Origin of the sequence: Sporosarcina sp. PTS2304, assembly GCF_003351785.1 — a bacterium.
Lineage (GTDB): Bacteria > Bacillota > Bacilli > Bacillales_A > Planococcaceae > Sporosarcina.
Genome location: NZ_CP031230.1, coordinates 3,147,170 through 3,172,521 on the forward strand (window position 1 = coordinate 3,147,170; position 25,352 = coordinate 3,172,521).

31 protein-coding genes and 1 pseudogene are annotated in these 25,352 nt (G+C 42.9%); 30 read left to right on the plus strand and 2 right to left on the minus strand.

Annotated elements, in window-relative coordinates:
* Positions 1-59 precede the first annotated feature (59 nt).
* The 4 genes from DV702_RS17255 to DV702_RS15075 all read left to right on the plus strand — a co-directional run bounded on the left by DV702_RS17255 (position 60) and on the right by DV702_RS15075 (position 2,115).
* A complete protein-coding gene (locus DV702_RS17255) occupies positions 60-185 on the plus strand; it encodes a hypothetical protein (protein WP_256359807.1) in 126 nt (41 codons plus the stop codon).
* Positions 186-371, plus strand: a complete 186-nt coding sequence (locus DV702_RS16915; protein WP_162805827.1) for a hypothetical protein — start codon at positions 186-188, stop codon at positions 369-371. It begins immediately after the preceding gene.
* An 80-nt stretch (positions 372-451) separates the two neighbouring features.
* Positions 452-1,444, plus strand: a complete 993-nt coding sequence (locus DV702_RS15070; protein WP_240315638.1) for a GNAT family N-acetyltransferase — start codon at positions 452-454, stop codon at positions 1,442-1,444.
* A complete protein-coding gene (locus DV702_RS15075; RefSeq protein WP_114925486.1) occupies positions 1,441-2,115 on the plus strand; it encodes a Dph6-related ATP pyrophosphatase in 675 nt (224 codons plus the stop codon). Before DV702_RS15070 ends, DV702_RS15075 begins: the two co-directional genes overlap by 4 nt.
* Positions 2,116-2,140: 25 nt before the next feature.
* Here DV702_RS15075 and DV702_RS15080 read toward each other — a convergent pair whose 3' ends face one another.
* Complete coding sequence (locus DV702_RS15080) at positions 2,141-3,880, minus strand: GMC family oxidoreductase (RefSeq protein ID WP_114925487.1); 1,740 nt, start codon at positions 3,878-3,880, stop codon at positions 2,141-2,143.
* Between the two features lie 18 nt (positions 3,881-3,898).
* Positions 3,899-4,666, minus strand: coding sequence for a gluconate 2-dehydrogenase subunit 3 family protein (locus DV702_RS15085; RefSeq protein WP_114925488.1), 768 nt, complete (start codon positions 4,664-4,666; stop codon positions 3,899-3,901).
* A gap of 499 nt (positions 4,667-5,165) precedes the next feature.
* Here DV702_RS15085 and DV702_RS15090 point away from each other — a divergent pair, with 499 nt between their 5' ends.
* The 26 genes and pseudogenes from DV702_RS15090 to DV702_RS15205 all read left to right on the plus strand — a co-directional run bounded on the left by DV702_RS15090 (position 5,166) and on the right by DV702_RS15205 (position 25,333).
* Complete coding sequence (locus DV702_RS15090) at positions 5,166-5,348, plus strand: hypothetical protein (RefSeq protein ID WP_162805828.1); 183 nt, start codon at positions 5,166-5,168, stop codon at positions 5,346-5,348.
* 21 nt (positions 5,349-5,369) lie between these two features.
* Positions 5,370-5,990: an FMN-binding negative transcriptional regulator gene (locus DV702_RS15095; RefSeq protein ID WP_114925490.1), complete on the plus strand. Its 621-nt coding sequence runs from the start codon at positions 5,370-5,372 to the stop codon at positions 5,988-5,990.
* 616 nt (positions 5,991-6,606) lie between these two features.
* On the plus strand, positions 6,607-8,085 hold the full coding sequence (locus DV702_RS15100; protein ID WP_114925491.1) for an S-layer homology domain-containing protein: 1,479 nt from the start codon (positions 6,607-6,609) through the stop codon (positions 8,083-8,085).
* 115 nt (positions 8,086-8,200) lie between these two features.
* Positions 8,201-9,100 (plus strand): ABC transporter ATP-binding protein, encoded by a 900-nt coding sequence (locus DV702_RS15105; RefSeq protein WP_114925492.1) that lies wholly within the window; start codon positions 8,201-8,203, stop codon positions 9,098-9,100.
* A complete protein-coding gene (locus DV702_RS17150; RefSeq protein ID WP_240315639.1) occupies positions 9,097-9,807 on the plus strand; it encodes a hypothetical protein in 711 nt (236 codons plus the stop codon). Before DV702_RS15105 ends, DV702_RS17150 begins: the two co-directional genes overlap by 4 nt.
* Positions 9,762-10,676: a hypothetical protein gene (locus tag DV702_RS17155; RefSeq protein WP_240315640.1), complete on the plus strand. Its 915-nt coding sequence runs from the start codon at positions 9,762-9,764 to the stop codon at positions 10,674-10,676. Before DV702_RS17150 ends, DV702_RS17155 begins: the two co-directional genes overlap by 46 nt.
* Before the next feature lie 165 nt (positions 10,677-10,841).
* The gene (locus DV702_RS15115; RefSeq protein WP_114925493.1) at positions 10,842-11,534 is read left to right on the plus strand and encodes an acetate uptake transporter; all 693 of its coding nucleotides are present in this window, start codon (positions 10,842-10,844) and stop codon (positions 11,532-11,534) included.
* A 216-nt stretch (positions 11,535-11,750) separates the two neighbouring features.
* Positions 11,751-12,995 (plus strand): S-layer homology domain-containing protein, encoded by a 1,245-nt coding sequence (locus tag DV702_RS15120; protein WP_114925494.1) that lies wholly within the window; start codon positions 11,751-11,753, stop codon positions 12,993-12,995.
* A 150-nt stretch (positions 12,996-13,145) separates the two neighbouring features.
* On the plus strand, positions 13,146-13,430 hold the full coding sequence (locus tag DV702_RS16920) for a hypothetical protein (protein WP_162805829.1): 285 nt from the start codon (positions 13,146-13,148) through the stop codon (positions 13,428-13,430).
* 27 nt (positions 13,431-13,457) lie between these two features.
* Positions 13,458-13,805 carry an IS66 family insertion sequence element accessory protein TnpA gene (locus tag DV702_RS15125; protein WP_114923005.1) on the plus strand — a complete coding sequence of 116 codons (348 nt, stop codon included), beginning with the start codon at positions 13,458-13,460 and terminating at the stop codon, positions 13,803-13,805.
* A complete protein-coding gene (gene tnpB, locus DV702_RS15130) occupies positions 13,795-14,154 on the plus strand; it encodes an IS66 family insertion sequence element accessory protein TnpB (protein ID WP_114922868.1) in 360 nt (119 codons plus the stop codon). The genes DV702_RS15125 and tnpB overlap by 11 nt, the downstream gene beginning before the upstream one ends.
* 60 nt (positions 14,155-14,214) lie before the next feature.
* Complete coding sequence (locus DV702_RS15135; RefSeq protein WP_114925495.1) at positions 14,215-15,810, plus strand: IS66 family transposase; 1,596 nt, start codon at positions 14,215-14,217, stop codon at positions 15,808-15,810.
* A gap of 335 nt (positions 15,811-16,145) precedes the next feature.
* Complete coding sequence (locus tag DV702_RS15140) at positions 16,146-17,393, plus strand: S-layer homology domain-containing protein (protein ID WP_162805830.1); 1,248 nt, start codon at positions 16,146-16,148, stop codon at positions 17,391-17,393.
* 174 nt (positions 17,394-17,567) lie between these two features.
* Positions 17,568-17,789 carry a DUF2829 domain-containing protein gene (locus tag DV702_RS15145; protein ID WP_114925497.1) on the plus strand — a complete coding sequence of 74 codons (222 nt, stop codon included), beginning with the start codon at positions 17,568-17,570 and terminating at the stop codon, positions 17,787-17,789.
* Positions 17,790-17,842: 53 nt separating this feature from the next.
* A complete protein-coding gene (locus DV702_RS15150; protein ID WP_114925498.1) occupies positions 17,843-18,580 on the plus strand; it encodes a 3-oxoacyl-ACP reductase in 738 nt (245 codons plus the stop codon).
* 152 nt (positions 18,581-18,732) lie between these two features.
* The gene (locus DV702_RS15155) at positions 18,733-19,239 is read left to right on the plus strand and encodes a QueT transporter family protein (protein ID WP_240315641.1); all 507 of its coding nucleotides are present in this window, start codon (positions 18,733-18,735) and stop codon (positions 19,237-19,239) included.
* Between the two features lie 39 nt (positions 19,240-19,278).
* Positions 19,279-19,833, plus strand: coding sequence for a hypothetical protein (locus DV702_RS16925; RefSeq protein WP_162805831.1), 555 nt, complete (start codon positions 19,279-19,281; stop codon positions 19,831-19,833).
* Positions 19,834-19,967: 134 nt separating this feature from the next.
* Entirely contained in the window at positions 19,968-20,381 is a 414-nt protein-coding gene (locus tag DV702_RS15160) for a hypothetical protein (RefSeq protein WP_114925499.1), read from the plus strand.
* A gap of 55 nt (positions 20,382-20,436) precedes the next feature.
* Positions 20,437-21,033 (plus strand): hypothetical protein, encoded by a 597-nt coding sequence (locus DV702_RS15165; protein WP_114925500.1) that lies wholly within the window; start codon positions 20,437-20,439, stop codon positions 21,031-21,033.
* 479 nt (positions 21,034-21,512) lie between these two features.
* Positions 21,513-21,933 (plus strand): annotated as a pseudogene (locus DV702_RS15170) (cytidine deaminase).
* Between the two features lie 168 nt (positions 21,934-22,101).
* Positions 22,102-22,416 (plus strand): hypothetical protein, encoded by a 315-nt coding sequence (locus DV702_RS15175; RefSeq protein ID WP_162805832.1) that lies wholly within the window; start codon positions 22,102-22,104, stop codon positions 22,414-22,416.
* Positions 22,417-22,516: 100 nt separating this feature from the next.
* Positions 22,517-23,047, plus strand: a complete 531-nt coding sequence (locus DV702_RS15180) for a hypothetical protein (protein WP_114925502.1) — start codon at positions 22,517-22,519, stop codon at positions 23,045-23,047.
* 134 nt (positions 23,048-23,181) lie between these two features.
* Positions 23,182-23,499, plus strand: a complete 318-nt coding sequence (locus DV702_RS15185; RefSeq protein ID WP_114925503.1) for a hypothetical protein — start codon at positions 23,182-23,184, stop codon at positions 23,497-23,499.
* 560 nt (positions 23,500-24,059) lie between these two features.
* Complete coding sequence (locus DV702_RS15195) at positions 24,060-24,656, plus strand: hypothetical protein (RefSeq protein WP_114925505.1); 597 nt, start codon at positions 24,060-24,062, stop codon at positions 24,654-24,656.
* 50 nt (positions 24,657-24,706) lie between these two features.
* Positions 24,707-24,940, plus strand: coding sequence for a PF20097 family protein (locus DV702_RS15200; protein WP_114925506.1), 234 nt, complete (start codon positions 24,707-24,709; stop codon positions 24,938-24,940).
* Positions 24,941-25,015: 75 nt separating this feature from the next.
* The gene (locus tag DV702_RS15205) at positions 25,016-25,333 is read left to right on the plus strand and encodes a TIGR04104 family putative zinc finger protein (protein WP_114925507.1); all 318 of its coding nucleotides are present in this window, start codon (positions 25,016-25,018) and stop codon (positions 25,331-25,333) included.
* Positions 25,334-25,352: the final 19 nt, after the last annotated feature.

The following is a 25,352-nucleotide window of genomic DNA, read 5'->3' on the forward strand; positions in this document are numbered from 1 at the left end:
TCGCGCTCATAGGGAGAGTGTTTCCGCTCATAGCATGCGTTGTCGCGCTCATAGGGTGAGTGTTTCCGCTCATAGCACGCGTTGTCGCGCTCATAGGAAGAGTGTTTCCGCTCATAGCATGCGTTGTCGCGCTCATAGGGAGAGTGTTTCCGCTCATAGCATGCGTTGTCGCGCTCATAGGGTGAGTGTTTCCGCTCATAGCACGCGTTGTCGCGCTCATAGGGCGAGTGTTTCCGCTCATAGCATGCGTTGTCGCGCTCATAGGAGGAGTGTTTCCGCTCATAGCATGCGTTGTCGCGCTCATAGGAAGAGTGTTTCCGCTCATAGCATTCGTCGCGACGCTCATAGAAATCAACTCTCGCCACACATAACTCATTCAAATCTTCTCGTTTTATTGGAAAATGAAAAGGGTATGGTATAATTTAGTTAAATTAGGCAGGAGGGGATTCTGATGATACGATTTGTTGAGTTTGATGAACAATATTTGCCGCAGATGGCCGCGTTATTGGCGACTAGACATCAAGAAGAACGGAGACGCTTTCCATTTTTGCAACAGCGGTTTGAGGAAGTGGGGCAGGCGGAGCAGCGTTTGTGGGAAGAGATGCGTAAGCCGTATGTAGGCGGGTTGGTTACGTTGCGTGATGATGATGTTATAGGGTATTTGTTGTATGAATATCGTCAGGATGTGACGCGTGGCCGTACGGTATATGTCGGCTATCCTTCGTTTGTGATGCATGAAGACGAGCATCCGCGGTTGGCGCGTTTGATGTATACGGAGGTGGGAGCGGAGTGGATCCGCAATGGCTACTTTGAGCATGTGGTGGATGCGCCGGTTGGCAATGATGAGTTGATCTTGGAGTTGCTGGAACAGTCTTTCCGTTTTGAACAGCGGTTTGCTGCGTTGTCTTTGGAGAATTATCGAGCGCAACCGGGAGAGAATAGTCTCGTGAAAGTGAAGGAATTGAAGGCCGATGAACAGCAGATGTTGCGGAAGATGGCGCCTTGGAATAGTATGCATCAGGCAAAAGCGCCCGCGTGGAAGCCGATTACACAAGAGGCCTTGGATGCGGAGCGTGATATGTTGAGTGCTTACGAAGGCAAGGAAGGAACGCGTAGCTGGGTGGCGGAGCAAGATGACGCGCCTGTTGCTTTCCATTTATTCACAACGGCTGATGCTAGACATGCGATGACTACACCTGATCAGGCGGCGGTTCTTGTGCAGGCGGCGACGAATATTGAGTTGCGTGGACAAGGAATCGGGAAGTCGATTGCGAATCATAGTTTTACTCAAATGAAAAAAGCTGGCTATGAATATCTGATGACGGACTGGTATACAGCGAATCATTTAGCATCATATTTCTGGCCGAAACTTGGATTCCGTTCATATATGATCCGCATGGCGCGTTCAGTAGATGCACGCATTGCCTGGGCGGATGGGCAATGACTGGGGCGAAGTTTGTAGCATCGTGGAGTGGAGGCAAAGATTCAGCACTTGCTACATATCGGGCAATCCGAGAAGGTAACGTACTCGCGATGCTATGGACGATGTTTGATAAAGACCAGCCCCATTCAAAGTCCCATGCCTTGCCTCTTGAAATCATTCAAGCACAAGCGAAACAACTTGATGTGCCGTTGATGATTCGGAAAGCCGATTGGGCGGGCTATGAAGGACAGTTTATGGATGCGATGCGTGTGTGCAAAGCGCATGGGATTCCACAGGCGATTTTTGGCGATATCGATTTGGAAGATCATCTGTTATGGGTGCAGTCGATGTGCGCAAAAGTTGGAATGGAAGCTGTTCATCCGTTGTGGCAAGAGTCTCGCCGATCGTTGCTGGAGGAATTTGTGCGAGAAGGGTTCGAGGCGTATATAGTGGTCGTTCACACGGAGAAGATGCCTGCTGAATTTCTAGGCAGACGCTTTACGATCGAATTAATGGATGAACTTGAAGCGCTCGACATTGATAGTTGTGGCGAATCGGGTGAGTTTCATACGGTCGTAGTCGATGGGCCGATTTTCAAGGAACGTATTCCGATTCAAATGGGAGACGAAGTTGAAAAGGACAGCTATGTATTTTTGACATGTGGACTGGAAAAAGACACTTCTGTAGACTGAAATCAGTCGCGGAAGTGTCTTTCTGTTATTCGGTTTTTGCGTCAAGTAGTAATCCGCCTTTGCCTTTTAGGTACAGATCCATTCCTTCAGCCGCCCGGTATGCGACGGCTCCAATTGTTCCGGTAGGATTGTAGTTGGAAAAGTGGGGGAAAGAAGAACCGCCGACGACGAAAAGGTTGTCCATCGTCCATAGTTGTGAGTAATTATTAACTGCAGATGTTGCTGGATTGCTTCCCATAATCACGCCGCCACCATAATGTCCGGAAGTGTACGCATGAGGAAAATCTTCAGCGACGTTGCCAGGTTCTATAATGTCTGCGCCCATTTGTTCGAGAAGTTCGATACCTTTTTCGATACCGAACGCTGCCAGCTTGCGGTCTTGGTCTGTATATTTACGAGTGACACGAAGCAAAGGATCGCCGAATGCGTCTTTGTACGTCGGATCCAAGTCATAATAATTATGAGAGCTCGGCAAAGCGGCTTTTTGTAGACGGATGATCATGTGGCGGTTCGTATAGTGCAATGACTTGTCTTTGAACTCTTTGCCCCACGTCGGGGTACCTTTAGGGACGGGATTCGATGTGATCGGTCGCTGTCCAACAGATGTGGTTTCAATATCAAGTCCATGAATGAAGTCTACATCTTGATGGTCAAAATTATCTGCACAATAATCCGCATAGCACGTTTGTAATGAACCAGCACCTGCGAAGTTATTAAATTTCTTATCTTCGAAATAGCCCATCACACCGATAATATCGATATTATTGTCATGACCGGTCATGTTTTTGCCGATGACCCCTTTGCCGGTCTTCGGATTATACGGCTCGCCGATTTCCGACAACAGCAATAAGCGGTTATTCGTGAACGCAAAGCCCGCTAGCACAACGATATCCGCGGGTTGTTCGCATACTTCTCCTGTTTTCATATCGATGTACTGTAGTCCAGTAGCTTTCTTGCCATCATGAATTACACGCGTTACGTACGATTCGTTTCGAAGTTCGTACTTGCCGGTCTTTTTGGCAGTTTCTAGCACAGTCACCAATGGATCGGATTTTGCACCGAAATCACAGCCATACAATGCACAATACGAACAATACATGCAGGCATTCAACGTTTCACCGTCGGGATTAGTATATTGTTGTGAAAGATTGCCTGCAGGTGACATGTACGGGTGATAGCCAAGTTCCGTTGCGGCTTTTTGAAATAACCGAATTTGTGCATTTTTCTTTAGTGGCGGATTGGGATAGGCATCGGATCGTTCGGGCCCTAATGGATTATCCTCACCTGAAATGCCAGCCATTTTTTCGAATTTGTCATAATACGGTTCCAGTTCATCGTACGTGATGCCCCAATCTTGCAATGTCATCTCTTTTGGAATTTTTTCTTTGCCGTACTTTTTCACCGTTTGGCTATATATTTCAAAATCATACGGATACCATCGATACGTGATGCCGTTCCAGTGCATCGAACTCCCACCAGTATCTGTTCCTACAGCGAGGGCGCTATTATTTCGGACAGGTTTCGCGACTTCGTCCAACTCATTCCTTGATGTGAGTGTTTCGATCGCTAAATCCTGCATTAACGCAAATCGTCGGGAATAGCGCAGTTCGTCTTTAGAGCCGATGAAATCTTCACGAGTTTTTTCCTTTCCTCGTTCCAATGCTACGACGGTATACCCTTTTTTCGTAAGTTCAGCAGCAGGGATTCCTCCAGACCAGCCACTGCCGACAATGACGACATCCACTTTTCCTAGTTTTTTCACCATTTTTTCATCCCCCTGACGTTATGATTTTCTTTGGTAATCTGTCAAACTGATAGGTTCCATTTTAACGAACTCATCGCTTTCAATAATGCTAGCGTAGGAAGGGACGGGTCCGGGAAATTCTTTCATCCTCCAACCATCCATATTCCGATTGCCTCCGTAGAGAGGGTCTGCGTAGGCTCCTTCAATGACTGTCATGCGCAATAATTGAAAGAAGCTGGCGGAACTGACACCGTTTAATGGAACTTTGTCTTGCTCGAAGTCTGTCAAAATGGCGATTTGTTGTTCTTCATCTATTTTTTCGAATGTCGCGTCGTATCGTTCTTGGCTCAGTTCATTCATTTTGCGTAAAGCATTGAGAAATAGGTCGCCTCTCGTCAATCGGGAGTTTACAGCTTGTGCATCCGCTCCGTCAAAAGGAGCTTGTCTGTAATCTTTGACGTTCGAGCCCCAAGATCCTGCCAATTGTTTATCGATAAAATATGCAACGCCTAGTTCGATGGCGCCGGGTCCGTTATGATCTTTCGGATAGATCCGTTCCGATGCTTGTTCAAGTACGACGAAGTCTGTATATCTGGTGAAAAATGTTCTAGCTTCGGTCACATCTCGTTTCGTAGAGTCGTCTTTCGTCACAGTGGATGGCTCTGATTGCAATTTGTTTGAGAATAATCCTCCAAGCAGTGAACCTCCTGCGACACCGCCTATGACGAGTCCAGTGTTTTTCATAAAACGACGTCTGCTTGGATCGTGGTTTTGATCGTTATTATGTGGTGGTTTGTTGTGATCCATTGCTGTCACCCTCCTTGTATAGATATAAGTAGTAGTGTTAGAAGATAAATAAACTGTATATTCGGATTATTATATCATCTATAAAAGTAATTTGTCATCTTGCAATCTACTGTTGCTTAGTATGGCTATTTTAAAATGTTTTATTCACCAGTATATAGAATGCTTGAAAGGGTAGCTTCTTTTCCTATCATTGGTGGAAATACACATCGGCCTGATCCGAACATGACCTAGTGACGCCTGATAGAAGACTGTTCATCGGATCGATATTTGACGGTACAGGAAAAGTGCTCGCAGATCCCGCAAAAGAAACACTAAAACAAGTGGAAATGAAGGAATCCAGCAACGAATTTTCGTGCATAGAGTGAAAATGGTAAAATGCATAGAAAACGGAGAAGGAATAAGGTGTTTTGTGCTACAGTAGATTATAAGATAACAACTACTTAGGCAATTGAATCAATGGTGGAAAATCTAATAGAAAAGAGATTACGAGGTGATTGCTTTGTTGAAGAGAAACTTCACATTCGCCCTACTATTTTTTGTATTGATAACTGCTTGGAAATGGGTTTCTACTTCTGAAATTCAGTGGCTGGAGAATATAATGTTAACTATTGGAATTACGCTAGTCACTGCGTTTATAGACTGGGCAAGTAAACCTTATCAGTATAAAAAGAGCAATGACTAGTTTAATGAAAGGTGGAGAAATATGTATATTCCAAATCAGTTTAAGGTTCATGACGCAGAAGAAATCCGAGAGTTTATTCAGCAGAACTCCTTTGCGACACTCATTACTACGAAAAAAGGAACACCTATCGCAACCCATTTGCCGATGCAACTAGTGAAAGAAGAGGATCATTACTATATAACTGGTCACATGGCTTACGGCAATCCCCAGTGGCGGACATTCGTCGATTCTGCAGATACTTTGGTAATATTCCAAGGACCGCATGCCTACATCTCCCCTTCTTGGTATGAACAAGAAAATGTCCCGACCTGGAACTATCAGGCTGTCCACGTCTACGGAAAGGCAACTATAGTGTCAGAAGAGGAACTGATCAAAGACCTTGCCCTCCTGCTGGAAAAATACGAGGGAAATCGAAAAAATCCTGTTTTATGGGATACGCTTTCTCCATCGCTTCTGGAAAAGGAACTAACAGGCATTGTCGGCCTCAAAATTCAAGTAGATGAAATGCAGGCTGCTTATAAGATGAGCCAAAATCGAAATGCGACAGATTATCAAAGCATCGTCGATCACTTACAGCATGAGGAGGGTCCAACCGCAAAACAGATGGCTGCTCAGATGGACAAACGAGCAAACGATCAGTAATCGGTGGGATGTTATTTTCATGTACTATAGGAAAAATATCATTGATGTAACGAGAGTATGTATAGGGTTCGTTTAACAATTGGGCTAAATTGAGAAGTAACGGATAATTGTGGTGAGGTTTTGAAACGTCTTATTATAGGGGCTTTGGTTATAGCGGTTGTTCTATTGTTTATGTTTTTCTTACTAACCGGTGCATAAAAAATTGTGTATGAACAGAATCGAGTGCAATAACAGCAGAAGGTTAGTGTCTCAATCAGGCCAGATTGTCAAACATACAGAAAATAACGAGCTTGTTTATCCAAAAAAAATTTTTTGGAAATGAGATGCTCTTGACGGGGGATTGTAGAGTTAGTGTAGTCGTTAGGATTCTCCCGAGAGAATCCTTGAGTTTGTGTCGGGAAGTCAGTTGGTGTTCGTCCAGAAGTTGGAGTAGTGCAGTAGACGATGGAACAAATTACATGACGTGGATAATAGAAAAAGTGGTAAATAACGAAACGCACGAGCGTGCAATACGCTGTGCGTTTTTTTGTATACATTAATAAAAGTTTGAAACTATTTCTCGAATTTACCGTCTGTACAGCAACCTATGAAAGAACGATGGAAAGGAAGATGAAAAATGAGAAAACTATGGATCGCGTTTGGATTATTGCTACTCCTCGTCGTTCATCCGATATCTAACGTAGCCGCAAGCATTCAACGGTTTCCGGATGTCCCTTCAACAAAACACTTTGCGGAAGCGGTCAATGAGTTGGCGAAACGTCGCGTCATTGGTGGGTATCCGGACGGTATGTTCAAACCGAGCAACCCTATCACGCGTGGGCAAGCGGCTGCGATCATTGTCAAGATGATCAGACTAGAAACGACGAATGTCAAAGAGCCTAAATTTACAGACGTTACGAAGGCAAACGGCTATTACCAAGCGATTGCAGCACTAGCAGAAAAAGGTGTCATCAACGGCTATGGCGATGGACGTTTTGGCCCGAATGATTCGATTACACGTGCGCAAATGGCTTCGATCCTTGTCAAAGCGTTTGATTTGCCATTGTATCGTGATCCGGATTATGGATTTAAAGATGTCGTGCATAAAAATAGTCACCGCGACGGCATTTATAGTTTATATCAGCTTGGGCTCACTACGGGAACGTCTCCTACGACATTTAGTCCGAACGCTTCCATTACGAGAGGGCAAGCGGCGAAGTTATTGAAAGCTGCGGAAGATGTAAAGCCCGGTATCGTGACGCTTTATGCGAAAGACTATCAATGGAAGAGGTTCGCGGACGTCAGCAAAGCGACTTCGGATATAGTTGATATTGTGCCTGGTAGCGAGATGCCGAGCCAACCGAATCTTATGACGAAAATTCATCTAGTTCCGAAGAAGGAAGGCACGGCGACACTGCATTTTTCTACATTTGCTGATGCCAGCCGACCTGAGCATAAAAATTACAGGAAATACTATGTTCATGTGAAAAAAGTGGATGATGAATGGAACATTTCATTGGAAGAGACGGATGATATCTATTCGACACCCGTACAACTTTGGCTTGATGATGCTAGAACAGAGACGAATGAAGCGTTAACCCGTGCGAAATCCATCACGCTTTCCACGGCGGAAGGAAAATTGGTGAACGATCACGTAGAGTTCAAGCCATGTACAAATACGACACTGCAATATTGCTCGACGATTTCAATCGATCAGCCGGGGACATTCATTGCGACTGTGCGTTATATGGACGATAAAGAAGTGCGCTACTGGCTGACGTCCACTGAACAACTAGATAAATTTTATTATTTTGTTCATGTGACACCAATCAAAACGAGTGAAGTCGTAAAGGTGTGGGAAGGAGCGCAACTGGGCCAGCATGTGTTACCTAAAGGAAGTGAGCAAATCGCAACAGTGACGAGAGATAAAGGAACGAACACATTCCGCATCACACCAAAAAAAGCCGGTGAGTTTTTTATCGACTTCCCCGAAAGCAAAGTAGCACCTGGCAGTCACCGGATTTACTACGGTATTACGGTAAGGGTCAGTACACTAGGCCCGTACTTGCATGTCAGCGCGATCGTTAGTGAAGAGGATGATATGGTATTCGATTAAAACGTAGAGGTCTATCCTTTACGTTTTTTTCGTTAACTATCAGAATATTCATCCTACAATTTCTATGCTAAGATTAATAAAATAGCTCTGACTTAAACAAAGGGAGGGCATAGAGATGAACGTCATTGAGATGAAGCAAGTGACGAAAGTGTTTGGCAAGAATCATGCACTGAGTAGTCTGGATTTAGCTGTGAAATCAGGAGAAGTGTTCGGTTTCATTGGACCGAATGGGGCAGGGAAGTCGACTGCGATTCGAGTATTGCTTGGGATGTTGCGGGCGACGAACGGAACTGCAAAGATGTTCGGCAAGGACGTGTGGCGTGACGCAGTAGAGATTCATCGTCGCATTGCGTATGTCCCGGGAGATGTGAATTTATGGCCCCAGTTGACGGGTGGCGAAGTGATTGATTTGTTCGCGAGCCTTCAAGGCCAGAGTAATGAACAAAAGCGTGATGAATTGCTTCGGCGTTTTCAGCTCGATCCGACGAAGAAATGTCGCACGTATTCGAAAGGGAATCGGCAAAAGGTAGCACTCGTCGCGGCATTTGCTTCGGATGCGGAGTTATTTTTGTTGGATGAACCGACGTCTGGACTTGATCCGTTAATGGAGAAAGTGTTTCAGCAATGCGTGGCGGAAGTGAAGGCAGAGGGCAAGACGGTGTTGCTGTCGAGTCATATTCTGTCTGAAGTTGAAAAGCTTTGCGATCGTGTCGGGATTATTCGGCAAGGTCGTTTGATTGAGTGCGGGACGTTGGATGAATTGCGGCATTTGACTCGTATGCATTTGACGGTGGAGACGAGTATCCCACTGGAGTCACTCGTTTCGTGGCAAGGTATTCACGAAGTTACAGAGACAGAAAATGGTTGGACATTTCAAGCGGACGCAGATGAAATGGAAGAGATTATGCGGAAATTGAGTGAGCATGGTATACGAAAAATTGAAAGTACGCCGCCTACGCTGGAAGATTTATTTATGCGTCATTATGAGGAAACTGTAGAAGGTAGGGAATCATGATGCGCGGGAGATTTGCGGGAACGTTGCGTCTCTCGCGGTTTATCGTCCGGCAAGATCGATTGCGCTATGTATGGTGGTTGTTTGGAATTGTGGCGCTGACGTTACTTGTACCGCCAGCGCTGAATACTTTATATCCGACCCAAACAGATCGCGATATGATGGCGGCTACGATGGAAAACCCTGTCATGACGGCGATGGTCGGTCCAGCTGATTTAACACATTATACGCTAGGTGTAATGGTGTCGCATCAGATGTTATTGATGACTGGGATTGCGGTCGCGATTATGAATATTTTATTGATGGTGCGTCATACGCGTGCAATGGAGGAAGATGGTCAGGTGGAATTACTGAGTTCTTTATCCATTTCGCGACACTCGCAATTGATGGCTTCGATACTAGTGCTGGTGGTCATGAATGTTGTTCTTTCTGTGCTAATCGGTGTCGGTTTGTTTAGTCTTTCATTGGAAAGTATGGATGTATGGGGATCCTTCATGTATGGTGCGGGACTTGGTGCGATTGGGTTGTTTTTTGCAGGTGTGACGGCGGTTTGTGCGCAACTTGTGGAAAGTTCAAGGGCCGCGGTTGGTTTGTCGTTTGCGGTGATGATTAGTAGTTATTTACTGCGAGCGCGGGTACAGAAATCATTCCACCGTTTGGCTGGTTGGCACAGGTTCAGCCGTTTAGTGAAAATGATTTGTTGTATGTAACGCTATTACTTGTTGGAGGTCTACTGTTATTCGTTCTAGCAATCGCTCTCCATGCGAAACGAGATCTAGGCTCGGGTTTGTTACCATCGAGAAGTGGCCGTGCACATGCCACTAGATTTTTACAATCACCACTTGGACTCGCTTGGCGTTTAGAGAGAACAGCTTTTATCTCGTGGGCGATCGGTATGTTGGTGCTTGGATTATCCTATGGTTCCGTTCTCGGCGACTTGGATAAGTTCTTCCGAAGCAATGAACTATTTGCTTCGATGATTGTGGCGGATGAACATAGTTCACTTGCTACACAGTTTTTACCGATGTTGATGGCGGTATTGGCTTTTATCGGAACTATTCCTGCTCTGTTAGCCATCCATAAACTAGCAGGAGAAGAACGCAAGTCGAGAGTAGATCCGTTACTTGGTCGTGCGGTTTCGCGTGTGAAATTACTAGGTGCTTATGTGGTGTTGGCCTTGTTCAATGGATTTGTCATGCTGAGTTTTGCAGGTTTCAGTCTGTGGACAGCTGGTACAGTTTCTATGGAAGAGCCATTCGCGTTTGGAACTGTGTGGCAAGCTGGGATTGTTCATTTTCCTGCGGTAGTAGTAATGATCGCAATTAGTACGTGCGTAATTGGTTTGGCACAAAAAATGGTGGGCTTTGTCTGGCTCTATCTATTCTATGGTTTTTTAACGTTGTACTTGGGCGGTTTATTTCAGTTTCCGCAGTGGATGGAAAAACTTTCGCCATTTGGCTATGTGTCGAAACTTCCCATTGAGGAAATGGATTGGCTAGCTGCTGTTGGGTTGCTTGTAGTCGCTTTTGGTTTATTCATTTTTGGCATGATTAAATATAAGAGTCGAGATATTTCGTGACGGTGTTTTCGTTGTGTCTGTAAAAAATGTGTTAAATTTTGACTAACTTCGCACAAATGGTTGATCAGCTGGATTAATTGGAAAAAAATATGAGATAAAAATTTGTGAAAATAATATTAAATGCTATTATATAGAAGGTTTGGTTAGCTTTTTCGGGAGGATGTCATGAGTAGGAATCAAATGAAAGAGATGAAGGTAGTGACAGCAGACCCATCTGCAGTAGGCTTATTCGGCCTAGCGATGGTTACTCTTGTAGCTTCTTCACAAAAGTTAGGATTGACTACGGAGGTCTCATTTGTTATTCCGTGGGCTATTTTTTTAGGAGGATTTGCGCAACTGTTCGCTTGCGTCAATGACTCAAAACGCAATAATACATTCGGCACGACGGCATTTGGAGCATACGGTTTATTCTGGCTGGCGGTCGGTGCGTCTTGGCTGCTACAAAGAGGTGTCTTTGGGGAGACATTGGCTGCTGGGGTGGATCCACATCAGTTAGGTTTGGCTTTTGTCGGGTATTTGATCTTTACAATTTTTATGACGATCGGAGCTATGGAGACGACAAAAGTATTATTTTCGATTTTCTTTTTTATCAATTTTCTTTTTATCGGCTTGGCGCTCGACAGCTTTGGGTTACTCGGGGCATTCCCTCATCAATTGGCGGCGTACTCTGAATTGATCATTTCTTTACTATCATTTTACGGTGCTGGAGCGGCTGTGTTAAATGAACATTTTGAAAGAGAGTTTCTTCCTGTTGGCAAGCCATTTGGTATTTTCAAAAAGTCAGAGGAGTCTGCAATTACACCAACGCAACGTGCAAGTGTAGGCGGGGATTTAAAGGTGAAGAATACATTTAGCTAACTTTGTATATAAAGACCACAACTTTAGAGAAATTATAGATGTTACTAATTTTTATCATTATAACTAGCCAAACCAAGTAGTGCCTGCGGTTGTCGCGGGTACTTTTTATCGTTCACTTGTGGGCATAGGTGAAAAGATGATTACAAACTACTAGTATTATAATGATAGAATGATAATAGGGAATAGAGTTAATTACATCAACAGAGGAGGGAACAAATGAAGAAAATCATTCAACTCACGTGGCTCGTAGCTTTAGCTTTTGCTCTGTCAATCGGCGGCATGGGGACAGGTCAAGCGGCGGTGAAGGAATTCAAAGACGTGTCAAAGAAACATCCGAACTATAACGCCATTCAAGCGATCCAAGAAGCAGGCTACATTACGGGGTATCCCGACGGAACGTTTCGACCAAGCCAAAGCATTAGCCGCAAACACGTAGCCAAATTATTGGACAAAGCGCTCAATATGCCGGCCTATACGGGTGGAAAAGTAGTCTACAAAGATATACCGAAAAACCATCCATACTACTCAGCTATCATGAACTTGACAGAAGCGGGAATTTTCAGCGGGGGGCTCGATGGAAAGTTCAATCCGGAAGCAGCAATTACCCGTATTCAAATGGCGAAAGTATTGGATTTGGCGTATGACTTCAATATGACAGCGTACGATATGTTCGAAGACGTCTACCGCAATCATTGGGGCTATGTACACGCGAATGCGCTAGCTTCCAGTGGAGTGGCGAGAGGGGATGCAGGAAAATTTTATCCGAATCGTCCTGTGACGCGCGCACATTATACGGAGTTTTTACACCGTGCCATTCAAGCGAAAAAAGCAGATCCAAGCCTCGGGAAAGTGACAAAGAACAAGGCCATTGATTTGTCTAATCGGTTGACGAATAAAATTGAATACACATTAGTTGAAGGAAAGAGACAGAAAAAGACGTTTGCTCAACTGCGTCCGGAGTTATTGAAATATGCGACGCTAGAGTTTGTGGAAGGCAATCTTCAAGAATACTATCCACTTGTCTGTACAGAGTGTGACCAGTTTTTATTCCCATTCCAATTGCGTTCAGAATTTAACTTGCGCTTTAATTTCACCGAGCCGACACCGAATCGAATAAGTGTAGAAACGGTAGAATTTGGTGACGGCTTGGCACATGGTGGATTTGTGGGTTATTTATTCAAAAAAGTGTCAGGAACTTGGAAGATGGAAGACTATACGTACGAAATGGTCGGGAAAAAGAATTTCAAGCTGACAGTGGATGAAGCGAAACAAATTATTCGCCATGACTTTTTATCTTATAATGACACAGTAGATGTGAAGTATGTTTCTAAAAAACAAGCGACTAAAAAGGATATTGTAACGGAAGAGAAGTATACGTACGACGTCTATACGTTCACTGTTACGACGAATGTCGATACGGAAACCGTCCAGTTGGATTCGGATTCAGGCATGTATTATTGAACAATGAAAGTGGCGAGGGTCGACAATGGCTCTCGTCACTTTTTTCGTTCGGCTTCTACTTTACGCAAACCTACAGCGCTGATTGTCCGCTTTACTCCCTGTTCGCAAAATTCATACGAGCGCCACGAGTAAGTCACGCTCATAGAGTCGTTGTATTCGCTCATAGAAAGTGCTTATGCGCTCATAGAGTCGTTGTATTCGCTCATAGAAAGTGCTTATGCGCTCATAGAGTCACTGTATTCGCTCATAGAAAGTGCTTATGCGCTCATAGAGTCACTGTATTCGCTCATAGAAAGTGCTTATGCGCTCATAGAGTCGTTGTATTCGCTCATAGAAAGTGCTTATGCGCTCATAGAATCGTTGTATTCGCTCATAGAGTGTAAGCGTCAAAAGAAGGACACATTCCTCTCTTCCTCTTTTAATGAGAAACTATGACTAGCTTATTGGAAAGGAAGTAGAGAAATGAATGAACCAACCCTTCAGCCCTTGGCTGAGCACAGTAAAACCGATTTGGAATGGACAGAAATCATCGAAGAGTGGCGACGAAGTGGAGAAAATATGGCCGAGTGGGTCAGAAGACAAAGCGATTTCTCCTATGATCAATTCGCAAAAGCACGGAGGCGGCTCTCTCCGGAGGATACACGCAAAGGAGAATTTTTGGAATCCAAAACCACTTGGTCATCTGTTGCGGTCGCCCTTCCTTCTTCCACAGTAGATCTTCATTATCGGGACTACAAATTAGTGATCAGCAGCGGCTTCGACCGCGAACTGGTACAAGAGTTACTGGAGGTGTTGGCTGATGCGAATTAATCTGGAAGGTATTCAGGGGATTTATCTGGCACATGGCGCAACGGATATGCGGCTGTCCATTGATGGTCTGTCTGCGAAGGTGCAGGAAACCTTTCAGGCAAATCCGTGTTCCTCCAATTTATTTATCTTTTGTAACCGGGATCGCGACCGTTTAAAAATCCTGCACTGGGACTACAATGGCTTCTGGTTGTACTACCGGCGACTGGAAACTGGCCGCTTTCACTGGCCTGACGGCCAAGAAGAAGAAACCACGTCTATCAGCCCGCGCCAGCTTCAATGGATGCTCGATGGATTGACTATTGAAGAAGGAAAAGTCTTCCCCCGTATACTGGGAAACAAAATCGTATAAATCACAAAGTTTTTTTAAAAAGCAGAAGGACTTTGTCAGCTTTTGGCGAATTTTACTTTTATGAAAACTAATCAGAAGATCTCATCCCATACAACTGAACAGAATGACCGTGTAACTGTGTTGGAACAAGAAGTCGCGAGATTGTCCGCTTTGGTGTCTTGGTACGAGGAGCAGTTTCGTTTGAAAAAAAGTAAGGAATTTGGACGCTCCAGCGAAAAGGCACCGAAAGGCCAGATGGAGATGGAATTGTTTAATGAAGCAGAAGCACTGCTAGATGCTTCTGCTGAACCATCTTCAGAACCTGAAGAGGTGATTTCGGGATCTTCACCTGCGAAAAAAACTCCACGGGAAACACGCACGACTTTCTCTGCCGATCTGCCGGTGGAGAGTGTGACATACAGCTTGCCCCCAGAGGAGCAGGCTTGTTTAGATTGCGGTCACCCAATGCATGTCATGAAAAAAGAAGTTCGCCGCGAACTCGTGGTTATCCCAGCACAAGTGAAAGTCGTCGAACACGAACGGGAAGTCTATGCCTGCAGGCATTGCGATCAAGAAGGCATCCAGACACCGATTGTTCAGGCACCAATGCCCAATCCGGTATTGCCAAAAAGTATGGCCTCGCCCTCGATCCTGTCATTTTTGATTACTCAAAAATACTTGTTCGGCATGCCGCTCTATCGGTTAGAGGAAGTTTTTCGACAGGCAGGCGCGCCGCTTTCAAGGCAGACCCTCTCCAATTGGTTAATGAATGTGTCCGATCGGTGGTTTGAACCGCTCTATGAGAATATGCGACAGCGTATTTTGTCAGCCGACTACCTTCATGCAGACGAAACCAGTGTGCAGGTCTTGCGTGAAAAAGGACGCAGTCCCTCTACCACTTCCTATATGTGGCTGTACCGTACCGGGAAGTTTGATGTCCCTTGCGTGGTGTATGACTACCAGCCTGGTCGGGGATCGGAATACCCGAAACAATTTCTGGAAGGCTATGCTGGTACGCTTCATGTAGATGGTTATAAGGCTTACGAAAGCCTGCAAAGTGTACGGCTATCAGGCTGTTGGGCACATTTGCGCCGAAAATTTGATGAAGCCCTGCGCGCCATTCCGAAAAAATCGAAGAGGCGGCGTACGCTGACAGAGGAAGCAGTCAACCAAATCGGCAAGATTTATGGAGCGGAATCAGAAATAAAGGAGCTTACTCCTTCCGAACGGCTTGAGGTACGCAAGAAAAAAATTGAGCCCCTAGTGGAGGCTTTTTTCGCCTGGGTAAAAACTGTCCGAATAGATGTACTGCCGAAAAGCAAGCTTGGTGAGGCGCTAACATATGCCGTCAATCAGGAAAAGAAATTGAGGCAGCCATTTCTAGATGGTTATCTGGAGATAGATAATAACCGTGCCGAACGAAGCATCAAGCCGTTTGTGATCGGCCGAAAGAACTGGCTCTTCTCGGTCACACCTAGAGGCGCAACAGCGAGCGCAAGAATGTACAGCCTGATCGTAACTGCGAAAGAAAATCAGCTGCATGTCCCTCACTATTTAACGTATCTTCTTGAAAAGCTGCCTAACTTAGATCTGGCAGATGACGAACAGTTGGAACAACTGATGCCTTGGTCTTCGACTTTGCCTGAACAGTGTTATCAAGGTAAAGAAGGAATATAAATCAACATATATACTTATCTAGTATAAAGAGAACCACATCTCATTTGAAGGTGTGGTTCTTTTGACGCTTACCATAGAGTCGGTATTCGTAATGAACAAAACTTTATAACAGTATAATATTTTACAATTAGTGGGAACAATTGAAATAAATTTTAAAAAACATGCATACTTTACGTGGAATGGGGTAAAGAATCTTATCAATACATAACTATATGAAAAATAGTCGGAATATTCTGTTATTAATTGTATACGAATAGCATTCTATCTAGTAAAATAGAATGAACAAGTATCGTGCAGCTACCGCCGGCGAAAAAACATGCGGGGAGGAAAAGGTTATGAAGGGGATCTGTCGAGTTGTTGTAGGTACACTATTGTTCGTGATGCTTTCATTCACCATTTTTACAGGAGTCAATCAAGCGGCAGTTAAAAGTTTTAAAGATGTACCGACTACGCATTCGAATTACAAAGCGATTCAGTACATGGCGGAAAGAGGATATATCGGTGGATATCCAGATGGGAATTTCCGTCCGCAAGAGCTAATCAGCCGTAAACACGTCGCAGCTTTATTGGATAAAGTGCTAAAGTTGCCACAGCCAACGAGTACAAAGGCGAAATTCTATGATGTGCCGAAGAACCATCCGTATTATTCTTCTATTATGAAATTATCTGAGGCGGGGATTGTTAGCGGAGGGCCGGATGGAAGGTTTAACCCAGACGCACCTGTCACTCGTATCCAGATGGCGAAAGTGCTGGACTTAGCGTTTGATTTACACATGACCACGCAAAACGCATTTTATGACGTATATCCTGATCACTGGGGCTACGTTCATGCCAATGCTCTTTATTCCAGCGGGGTAGCGAAAGGATATCAGGGAGAGTTTTTACCGAATGAATCTGTGACACGCGCGCATTATGCGGAGTTTTTATACCGTGCGATGTTAGTACGCGATGCACGTCCAGCAGGAAATGCGATGACCAAAGGAAAAGCGTGGGATCTGTCAAATCGAATTCCTTATTTAATTGAGCAAACGATGAGAAAAGGACAGACGAACGGTCAGCCATACGCGGACATCAAGATGGAGTTATCTAAATATGCTACGAAAGATGTTGTGGACAATACGCTAGTCAATTATTATGCAAAAGCGTGTATGGAGTGCTACAACCAAGCGCTTCCCGTGTTGCGTATGGAGCCGCTCGTCCGTTTTAACTTTACACAACCAGATGCGAATACGCTCCATGTCAAAACGATTGAGTTCCAAAACGGCATTTCCACTGGCGGTTTCGTAGACTACACGTTTAAAAAGCAAAATAGTCATTGGAAATTAGCTTCCTTCACGTATACGCCAGCCGGCACAAAGAACTTCGAGTTTACAGTGGACGAAGCGAAAAAAGTGATTGAGGCGGAATATAAATCTTACAATTACAAAGAAGTCGTCATTAAATACGTTACAAAAACGCAACAAATTGAACTAGATCCAGTCACCGACGCTCCTTACACATTCGACCAATACGTCTTCAACGCAGAGACAGAATACGGTCGATACAAAGTACACTTCAATGCATCCGACGGGCTTATGCAATAAAGAATGAGCAACTAGCAAGCCACATTCTATGAGCGATCATGGAACGTGGCTTGTATTTTTGGAGGATGTATTCATAAGAATGTTGTTCACGCCTGTTGTCTTGTTCACCCACCTCGGCTATGGTACTCTGTAAGTACTGAAAAACTGTATGTGCGTGAGGAAGGATGGAACGATATGAACTTCGAAGAAATTTTGCCGCGTCTGAAAGCGGGAGAAAAAGTGATTCGTGGGAATTGGGGCGGCGCGGAATTATATGTGAAGCTGGTTCCGGCAGAAACATTGGATGGCGAGACGATGAACCCGTATTTTGTGATCAATGTGCGAGGAGAAGGCTATACGATGTTTACTCCAACAGTATGTGATTTATTGGCGGATGATTGGAAAATTGTTGAGTAAGATGTGGAAGTTCATGGGGATCCATGAGCTTTTTTTGATTGGAGGAGTAGAAAGTGAACGGTGAATTTGAGGGTAGATGTGTCTTTATTACAGGGGCGGCTTCGGGAATCGGGCTGGCGCAAGCTATCGAGTTTCTTGAACAGGGTGCTGAGGTTTTTGGGTTCGACAGGGATCTATCAGGGCTGGATTCATTGGCACGGACGTACGAAGGATTTCGTTATGCAGTCGGAAATGTTCGTGTAAATGAAGAGGTTTTGGAAGCGGTGAGGGAAGCTGGAGAAGTCGATATTTTATGTAATACGGCTGGGGTGCTGGACGGTTTTGCGAAGACGTTGGAGACGGACGAAGCGTTGTGGGATCGCATCCTTGAGACGAATGTAAAAGGGATGTTTCTTGTGACGAATGCATTGTTGCCAAGTATGACCAAGCGGAAGTCAGGCGTAATTGTGAATATGGCATCGATTGCGGGATTGGTGGCGGGCGGTGGCGGTGCGGCGTATACAGCCTCGAAACATGCCGTCGTCGGTTATACGAAACAGCTATCGATGGATTATTGCCGGGAGGGGATCCGTGTCAATGCGATTGCACCGGGTGCGATTGAGACGCCAATGAATGCAGCGGATTTTGCAGGTGACGGTGCGATGGCAAAATGGGTAGCCGAGGAAACGCCGGCTGGACGCTGGGCGCAACCGGAAGAAGTGGCGAAGTTGACTGTCTATTTGGCATCGGATGCGTCTAGTTATATCCACGGAACGGTTATACCGATTGATGGCGGGTGGACTGCAAAATAATGATTTCCAGCAGAGTTTGTTTCTGCTATACTAGGCAAGCAGACTTTTGTGCTGCACTACGGAACTTCTTGAAAGAGCGATAGGCTCTCTCTTCCTTTGTCCGTAGTTATTACTAAAACGGCTCTGTGCTGTTTTATAAAGGAGGAATAGATATGACGTTACTCTCTAAAGAGCAACCGCGTACAGCTGTCAGTGAGATTGCCAAAATGGCGATGGTCGCGAGCTTATATGTGGCTGTTACGGTCATGCTTGCGGTCGTCAGCTTCGGTGCGATTCAATTACGTCTGTCGGAAATGTTCAACTACTTGGCTTTGTTTAACAAGCGATATGTGATCGCTGTTACAGCAGGTGTCGTGCTAGCGAACTTCTTTTCACCGACTTGGTTTTTGGACGTGCCCGTTGGTGGACTTGCGACGTTTCTTGTATTGATTATTAGCCGTGCTGCGACGAAGAATATGAAGTCGATGAAGATGAAATTTGTCTGTATGGCTCTCATTGCCGCTTTCTCGATGTTCAGTATCGCAGGTCAATTGACGTTGCTGTATGGGTTACCGTTCTGGTTTACCTGGTTTACGGTCGGCGCAGGCGAATTATTGTCGATGACGGTCGGCGGTATGATCATGTTCGCTCTTTCGAAAAAAATAGATTTCAGTAAATAATGAAAAGCACATTCCTTTTTGATGGGGAGTGTGCTTTTTTTGTTTGGAGTAGTGGTGGACGCGCTCATAGAATTGCGGTTTGCGCTCATAGGGTGTCCGCGACCGCTCATAGGATTGCGGTATGCGCTCATAGAGTGTCCGCGACCGCTCATAGGATTGCGGTATGCGCTCATAGAGTGTCCGCGACCGCTCATAGGATTGCGGTATGCGCTCATAGAGTGTCCGCGACCGCTCATAGGATTGCGGTATGCGCTCATAGGGTGTCCGCAATCGCTCATAGGATTGCGGTATGCGCTCATAGGGTGTCCGCGACCGCTCATAGGATTGCGGTATGCGCTCATAGGGTGTCCGCGACCGCTCATAGGATTGGGGTATGCGCTCATAGGGTGTCCGCGACCGCTCATAGGATTGCCGTTTGCGCTCATAGGGTGTCCGCGACCGCTCATAGGATTGGGGTATGCGCTCATAGGGTGTCCGCAATCGCTCATAGAGTCCGCCTCCACTCATTGCTTCCACACTCTCAGTGATTTTGACAAACAAAAATACCTCAGCTACGATGAATTTAATATAAATTGCGTAATAGCGATCACGTGATAAAGCACTTCATTGAAAAGCAGTTGGAAACAATACATCAGTAGCGCTGTAACATATCGAACATTTAGCCGTCTGCTTACTAATGAGACACAGTGTAAATGAAATAATTTAAAGTAACGAGGAGGGATAGGAAAATGAGAAATTTTAACTTTTTCATCATTCTAGTTTTACTATTTTTGGTCGGATGTGCACCTGACAACGAAGCGGATGACTGGAAGGTAAGTCCAACATTTACTAAGGAAAGCCAAGTGTTGTATGGAACTGAGGGAAAATTTGGTATGATCAACATAAATGGACCTGATCAGCCGGTGTTTCCAGCAGAACAAGGAAGGTTGTACCGTATGTATTTTTTGGAGGACGTTAACGAATACAGTACATTCAAAATTATAGCTACCCATCAAAATACAGGGGCTTCCGAGCAACTTATTGACACAGAAATTGGAGAAGAGACGGAAGCGAAACTAGGATTTGGCGAGTCTGGACTTTGGAAGATGGATGTAACGGTTGACGGTGAGCCATACACGGATTTTGTCGTAGAAGTAAACTAAATCGATCTTATTAAATTGTATCGATCAAGGGTAATGAGAAAAGGAGGAAAGATAAATGAGTAAAAAGATGATAGTAATTGCTTTTTTACAAATCGTCACGATAGTAGTGCTAGCAGGATGTGGCTCTTCAAATAAATCTACAGATCATACGTCTTTCACTATAGCTGATTTTTATGGAGACTATATTTTTGATGAAGTAGCATATATGCGTAAACCATCTACAATAAGTGAGGAACAATATCAAAAAGACTTGAAAGCAGTAACCGAAACGTTCACTAATGTAGAGTTTTCTATTAAAAAGAATTATTTCTATGAAACTTCGGGAACATTTGGAGAGAATCCGACAGAAGGTTTTGAATTTATGACTATAAAAGACTATGGCGAAACCTATTATGATGAGTTAGCAAGTGAAAATATTGAAAACTTTGAAGGTCTGAGTTCCATATTTGACTATGATAGGATAAAAAAGGAATTAGATGCTAAAGAAATCAAACATTATATGATGTATGTAGAAGATGGGATTATGTCAAATCCTACATTTTATATAACGAAAAACCATATTTACGTTGCGATGGAAACGATATCCTTGGATGAAGCGGAGGATGCTTTAAAGGGATATACGCATTATTTACTAAAATTGAAAGATAGTTAAAGAGAATTCGGTTTTATGACTAGGTCAGACTAATAGTGACATTCTCTTCAGCTAAGGCAACGGGACGATTCATTCTACTTGTTGAATTAGAGGGAAAACTATTTGCCTATTGCTATATTGCAATTGAGACAGATTCGGAAGTAGTGATGAAACATAGAGGTGGTGTAGAAAGTGAGTGTGTCCGAAAACAAATAGTTTACAGGTGTTTTATTGATTGGAATCACGCTTTTACTAGTTATTTCTTTTTTAATTGCTAGTGCTAGTTATTTTAATACGAAAGAAATCGGTGCATTACGTTCACAATGTCATAAAAACGGAGGAGAAGAGATAGTAGAAATCCATAATGATCTTACAAGCAACTATTCCTTTACGTGTAGATGAGTAAGAAACGTTTCTTGTAATTGTATAGATTTCTGCTAGAATCGAGCCATTTGGTCAAACAGACAGAAAATAAAACATGATATGTTGGGAGAATATAAATGAACATAGAAAGGCAATTATTCGATGCAGCGGTGGAATTAATTAAGAAGAGATATCCTTTTGATTGGGGGGGGCGCTGCAGCAATGGCTTTAGAGAATGGTACGATTTTGACAAGCGTGGCACCTGAAGTTATTGCTGCTTCTACAGAACTCTGTATCGAAACAGGGGCAATTCTAGAAGCTCATAAACTAAACCAAAAGGTAACCCATTCAATATGTGTAGTACGAGATGATGAACATTCAGCTTTTAAGGTGCTTTCTCCGTGTGGAGTATGTCAGGAAAGATTAATTTATTGGGGACCAAACGTAAAAGTGGCAGTTACTGTGCCAGGAGAAGAGTTAGTTTTTAAGGCTTTATCAGAGGTGCAACCTTTTCATTGGACTGCTGCTTATCTAGATGAAAATTTATTTAATGAGTAAAAATTTGCAAAGGAGTGGATATGCGTTGGCTATTCACTCTTTAACTTTTTTGTACTTGTCGCAATGATGCGAAGGATAGTTGATCCAAAGAGAAGATAGATTCAAACTAGTGGTGCGAACCAAATAGAATACAATGTAGAAGAATAAATGAATAACAAGAGAACAATAGTGATTACTATTGTTCTATCTTTTTGTTTGATAGTAGTTGCTGTTTTACTGTTCTGGGGTTTAGATAATTGTGAGCAAGGCGTTAAAGTAACTTTTATAGGAACAATCGAAGAAATCTATAGTAGTGGAACAGCGTACGTTTCTGAAATTAAAGCAAACGATACTAACCTTTCAGGATCCGTTGTAATCGATCTCCCTGAGAATAGAGAAGAAACGTTTCAAGTAGGTGATAAGGTGAGAGTTGGACATGATGGGACGACTATGGAAATAGCCCCAGTCAGAATCCATACACTCACTATAGAAAAAATTAAATGATTTCGGAACTTTTACAATCAGGCGTTATTTCTGGAATAAGGAGTGTTTAACAAGAAATGCCGAAATAAAGCCAATTTAAGTCGTTGGAGGAAGGTGTACAATGCTCGGTATAAAAGATTACAACCCCAAATTCTATACTGATAAAAATGAGTTTATCAAGGAGCATGGCGCTACGTTAAAGTCACTCATTGGTTCAAATTTACGTGAAGTTTGGACAGTACATGAAGCGTCTGACGGTGAATTTTGGGCTGATTGTCCTGTAATTTTGTTAATTGGAGAAAAACAATTAGAGTTTTGTTCGTTTAAAGATGATGAAATTGCTGTTACTTGGGATGAAATTGATTTAAAAGAAACAGTAGATTGGTATGGCGATCAAGAATTAAATCTGGAATGGCGAAAAAATGCAATAGAAAATACCGCTTTATTTATTGGAAGACAGATAGAAAAAATTGAAGTTATCGAAATGACTCAAGAGGCAATTGATGCAAAAGATAACCTGATCCACTCAAACGTATGGTTAAGCGGATTAGGTTTTTCAGTGAGAGAGTGTTATGTATCAATTTTTAATACCTTTGATGAGACAGGGTTTTCATTTTCGAAAAAGGAGAATCTTATATACACTAAGGTATAAAATAAGTCTATTCTTCTGAAACTAGAACGCTTTTTCACTAGCCAGCTCATAAGAAACCAATCGTTAATCAATAAATGGGCGCAATGGTGGCATAAGGATTACACCATTAGAGAACCATTTTGAGGAGGGTAAACTTGGGTAACTATGTGTTAATTATATTACTTGCGCTATTAATGGCACGTGCATTTATAAAAAATAGAGAGACTTTGAAAGAGTATAAGAAACTTAGTAAAACTCAACTTTTAGGTGTTATTATAACTTTTATTTTCACGGTAGGTACTTCAACAGCCCTTATAGTTTACGGGAAAAACTTGATTGAAGGAAAATTCCAGAGTCCCTTCTTAGAGGCTTTTATTTTCCTTGTCATATTATTCTTTGTCTTTATTAGTATTGGAACTATATCGGACAAAGCGATGAAGAAAATCACAAAAGGAGTACTTCCAAAAGAGTAAAGGATTATTCTGAAAAAAGACCAGATTGTAAAAAAACAGTAAGGATATGATAGGTGTGTTATTTATTCAGTTTTTGACAATTGCAATATGGATTATACCAATACTCTTTTTCGCTAGTATTTATATGAAAATGGATAAGAAAGATCGGGGTAAATTTAGAACAGAATTAAAGCGTCCTTCTGTTTATCTTGGCATGGGAATTCCTGTTATAGGGACATTAATTTTATTCACTGGAATTTTTTCAGCAACGAAATGGTTACAACATATCGGAGTCATAATGTTGCTTGGTAGTTAGTTCACAACGAGCATTATAAGTTGGAAGAAAGGTAGTACAAGCGCGACCCTCAGTGCAACACTCTTATTATTGGGCTTAGCAGGCACACTCGCTTATGGTTATTTCATTTAAAGTAATCGAGAGCGATTCTTGTACAAAGACTTGTGCCCATTCACCAAACGGACCAGTTTTGTTTAAGAAATGAGCTTGAAAAAGATTAGTATTTTCTGTTGATGTTATAATAATTAAAATTGTAGTTCAGATATAAAATTGAGGAGGGGATAAAATGAAGCAAATGCCGTTTGAACGTCCAACGAACCATTATGATGAACAACTTTACCCTATAGACGAACAAATTTGTGCTTTATTAAAACAACGTAAAGATCTCTCGAACGATAATCCTGGGTTTCCATCTGAAGACGCTATCTCAAAGTGGGCTACAAAGTACGATCTATATGAAGATTATTTAAGTTCCTTTTTCGAAACGCTAAGAATGAAAGAACTTTTTAGACCTCGTGTTGAACCGACTGGATTTAGAAAGCATATCCCTGTTTTAAAATCAGTTGAAATAGATGAGCGTTTATATTCAATAACCTTTATACGGCAGTATGAGAATGCAAGCGTAATAAATCTTAATGTCGATTGGGATGGTATAAATGATTCACCGCACATGAATGAGCAGAGTGATTTTGAATTATCTTTAGGGGAACAGTACGATTGTCGGCAAGATGGTGGAAGCGGATCCACAGGCTATTTCAAATACAGTTATATTATTTCTCCACCATTACCTGACGATTTTTCAGGACTGGAGTTAGTTGTCAAAGAGTATAGTGACCATTTTAAGGAGAAGCCAACGGGTATAGAGTTTGTAATTCATTTATAAGAAGTTTAACTATTGGGCCATTTAATTTAATAATTTGTAGGAGGGGTAATATGAATAAAAATAATTGTCCGAATTGTGATGAAGAAATGAAAAAAGGTTATATACAAAGTGGTACTAGGCTTGCTTGGGTGCCCAAAGTGTCAAAATTGAGTGTTGAACCAAGTCTCAGTAAGGGATCAGTTTTGTTATCAAAACAAAATCGTTTTTCAATCAATTATGTTGACGCTTATCTTTGTGAGAGTTGTAAAAAAGTTATTATAGATTACTCAGGTAATGAAGATTAAAACAGAGATAATTGTTTTATAAAAGATCACGCTTGTATCGCAATCGAGCAAGAATGAGGAATAAGAGGGATTTAAATGCCGAATTGCGAGAATTGCCATAGTAAGTGGAGTTGGAAACAAACCATCAAAAAGACTTTTACCTTGGATCCTGCAATGACTTGCCCCTATTGCGGAGAAAGACAATATCAAACACAAAAATCAAAAACAATAAATGCCTTTCTAACTCCAATTGTATTACTTCCACTCCTTTTAAAGATTTTCTTTGACATTCCAGGAGCGATCTTGCTAAGTTTATTTCCTACTTTATTTGTTATTGTTTTATTGATATATCCGTTTTTAATAAAGTTAAGTAGTAAAGAAGAATACATCAACTTATCTAAGGAAAAACAATAAAAACAAGATGTTGCTTATT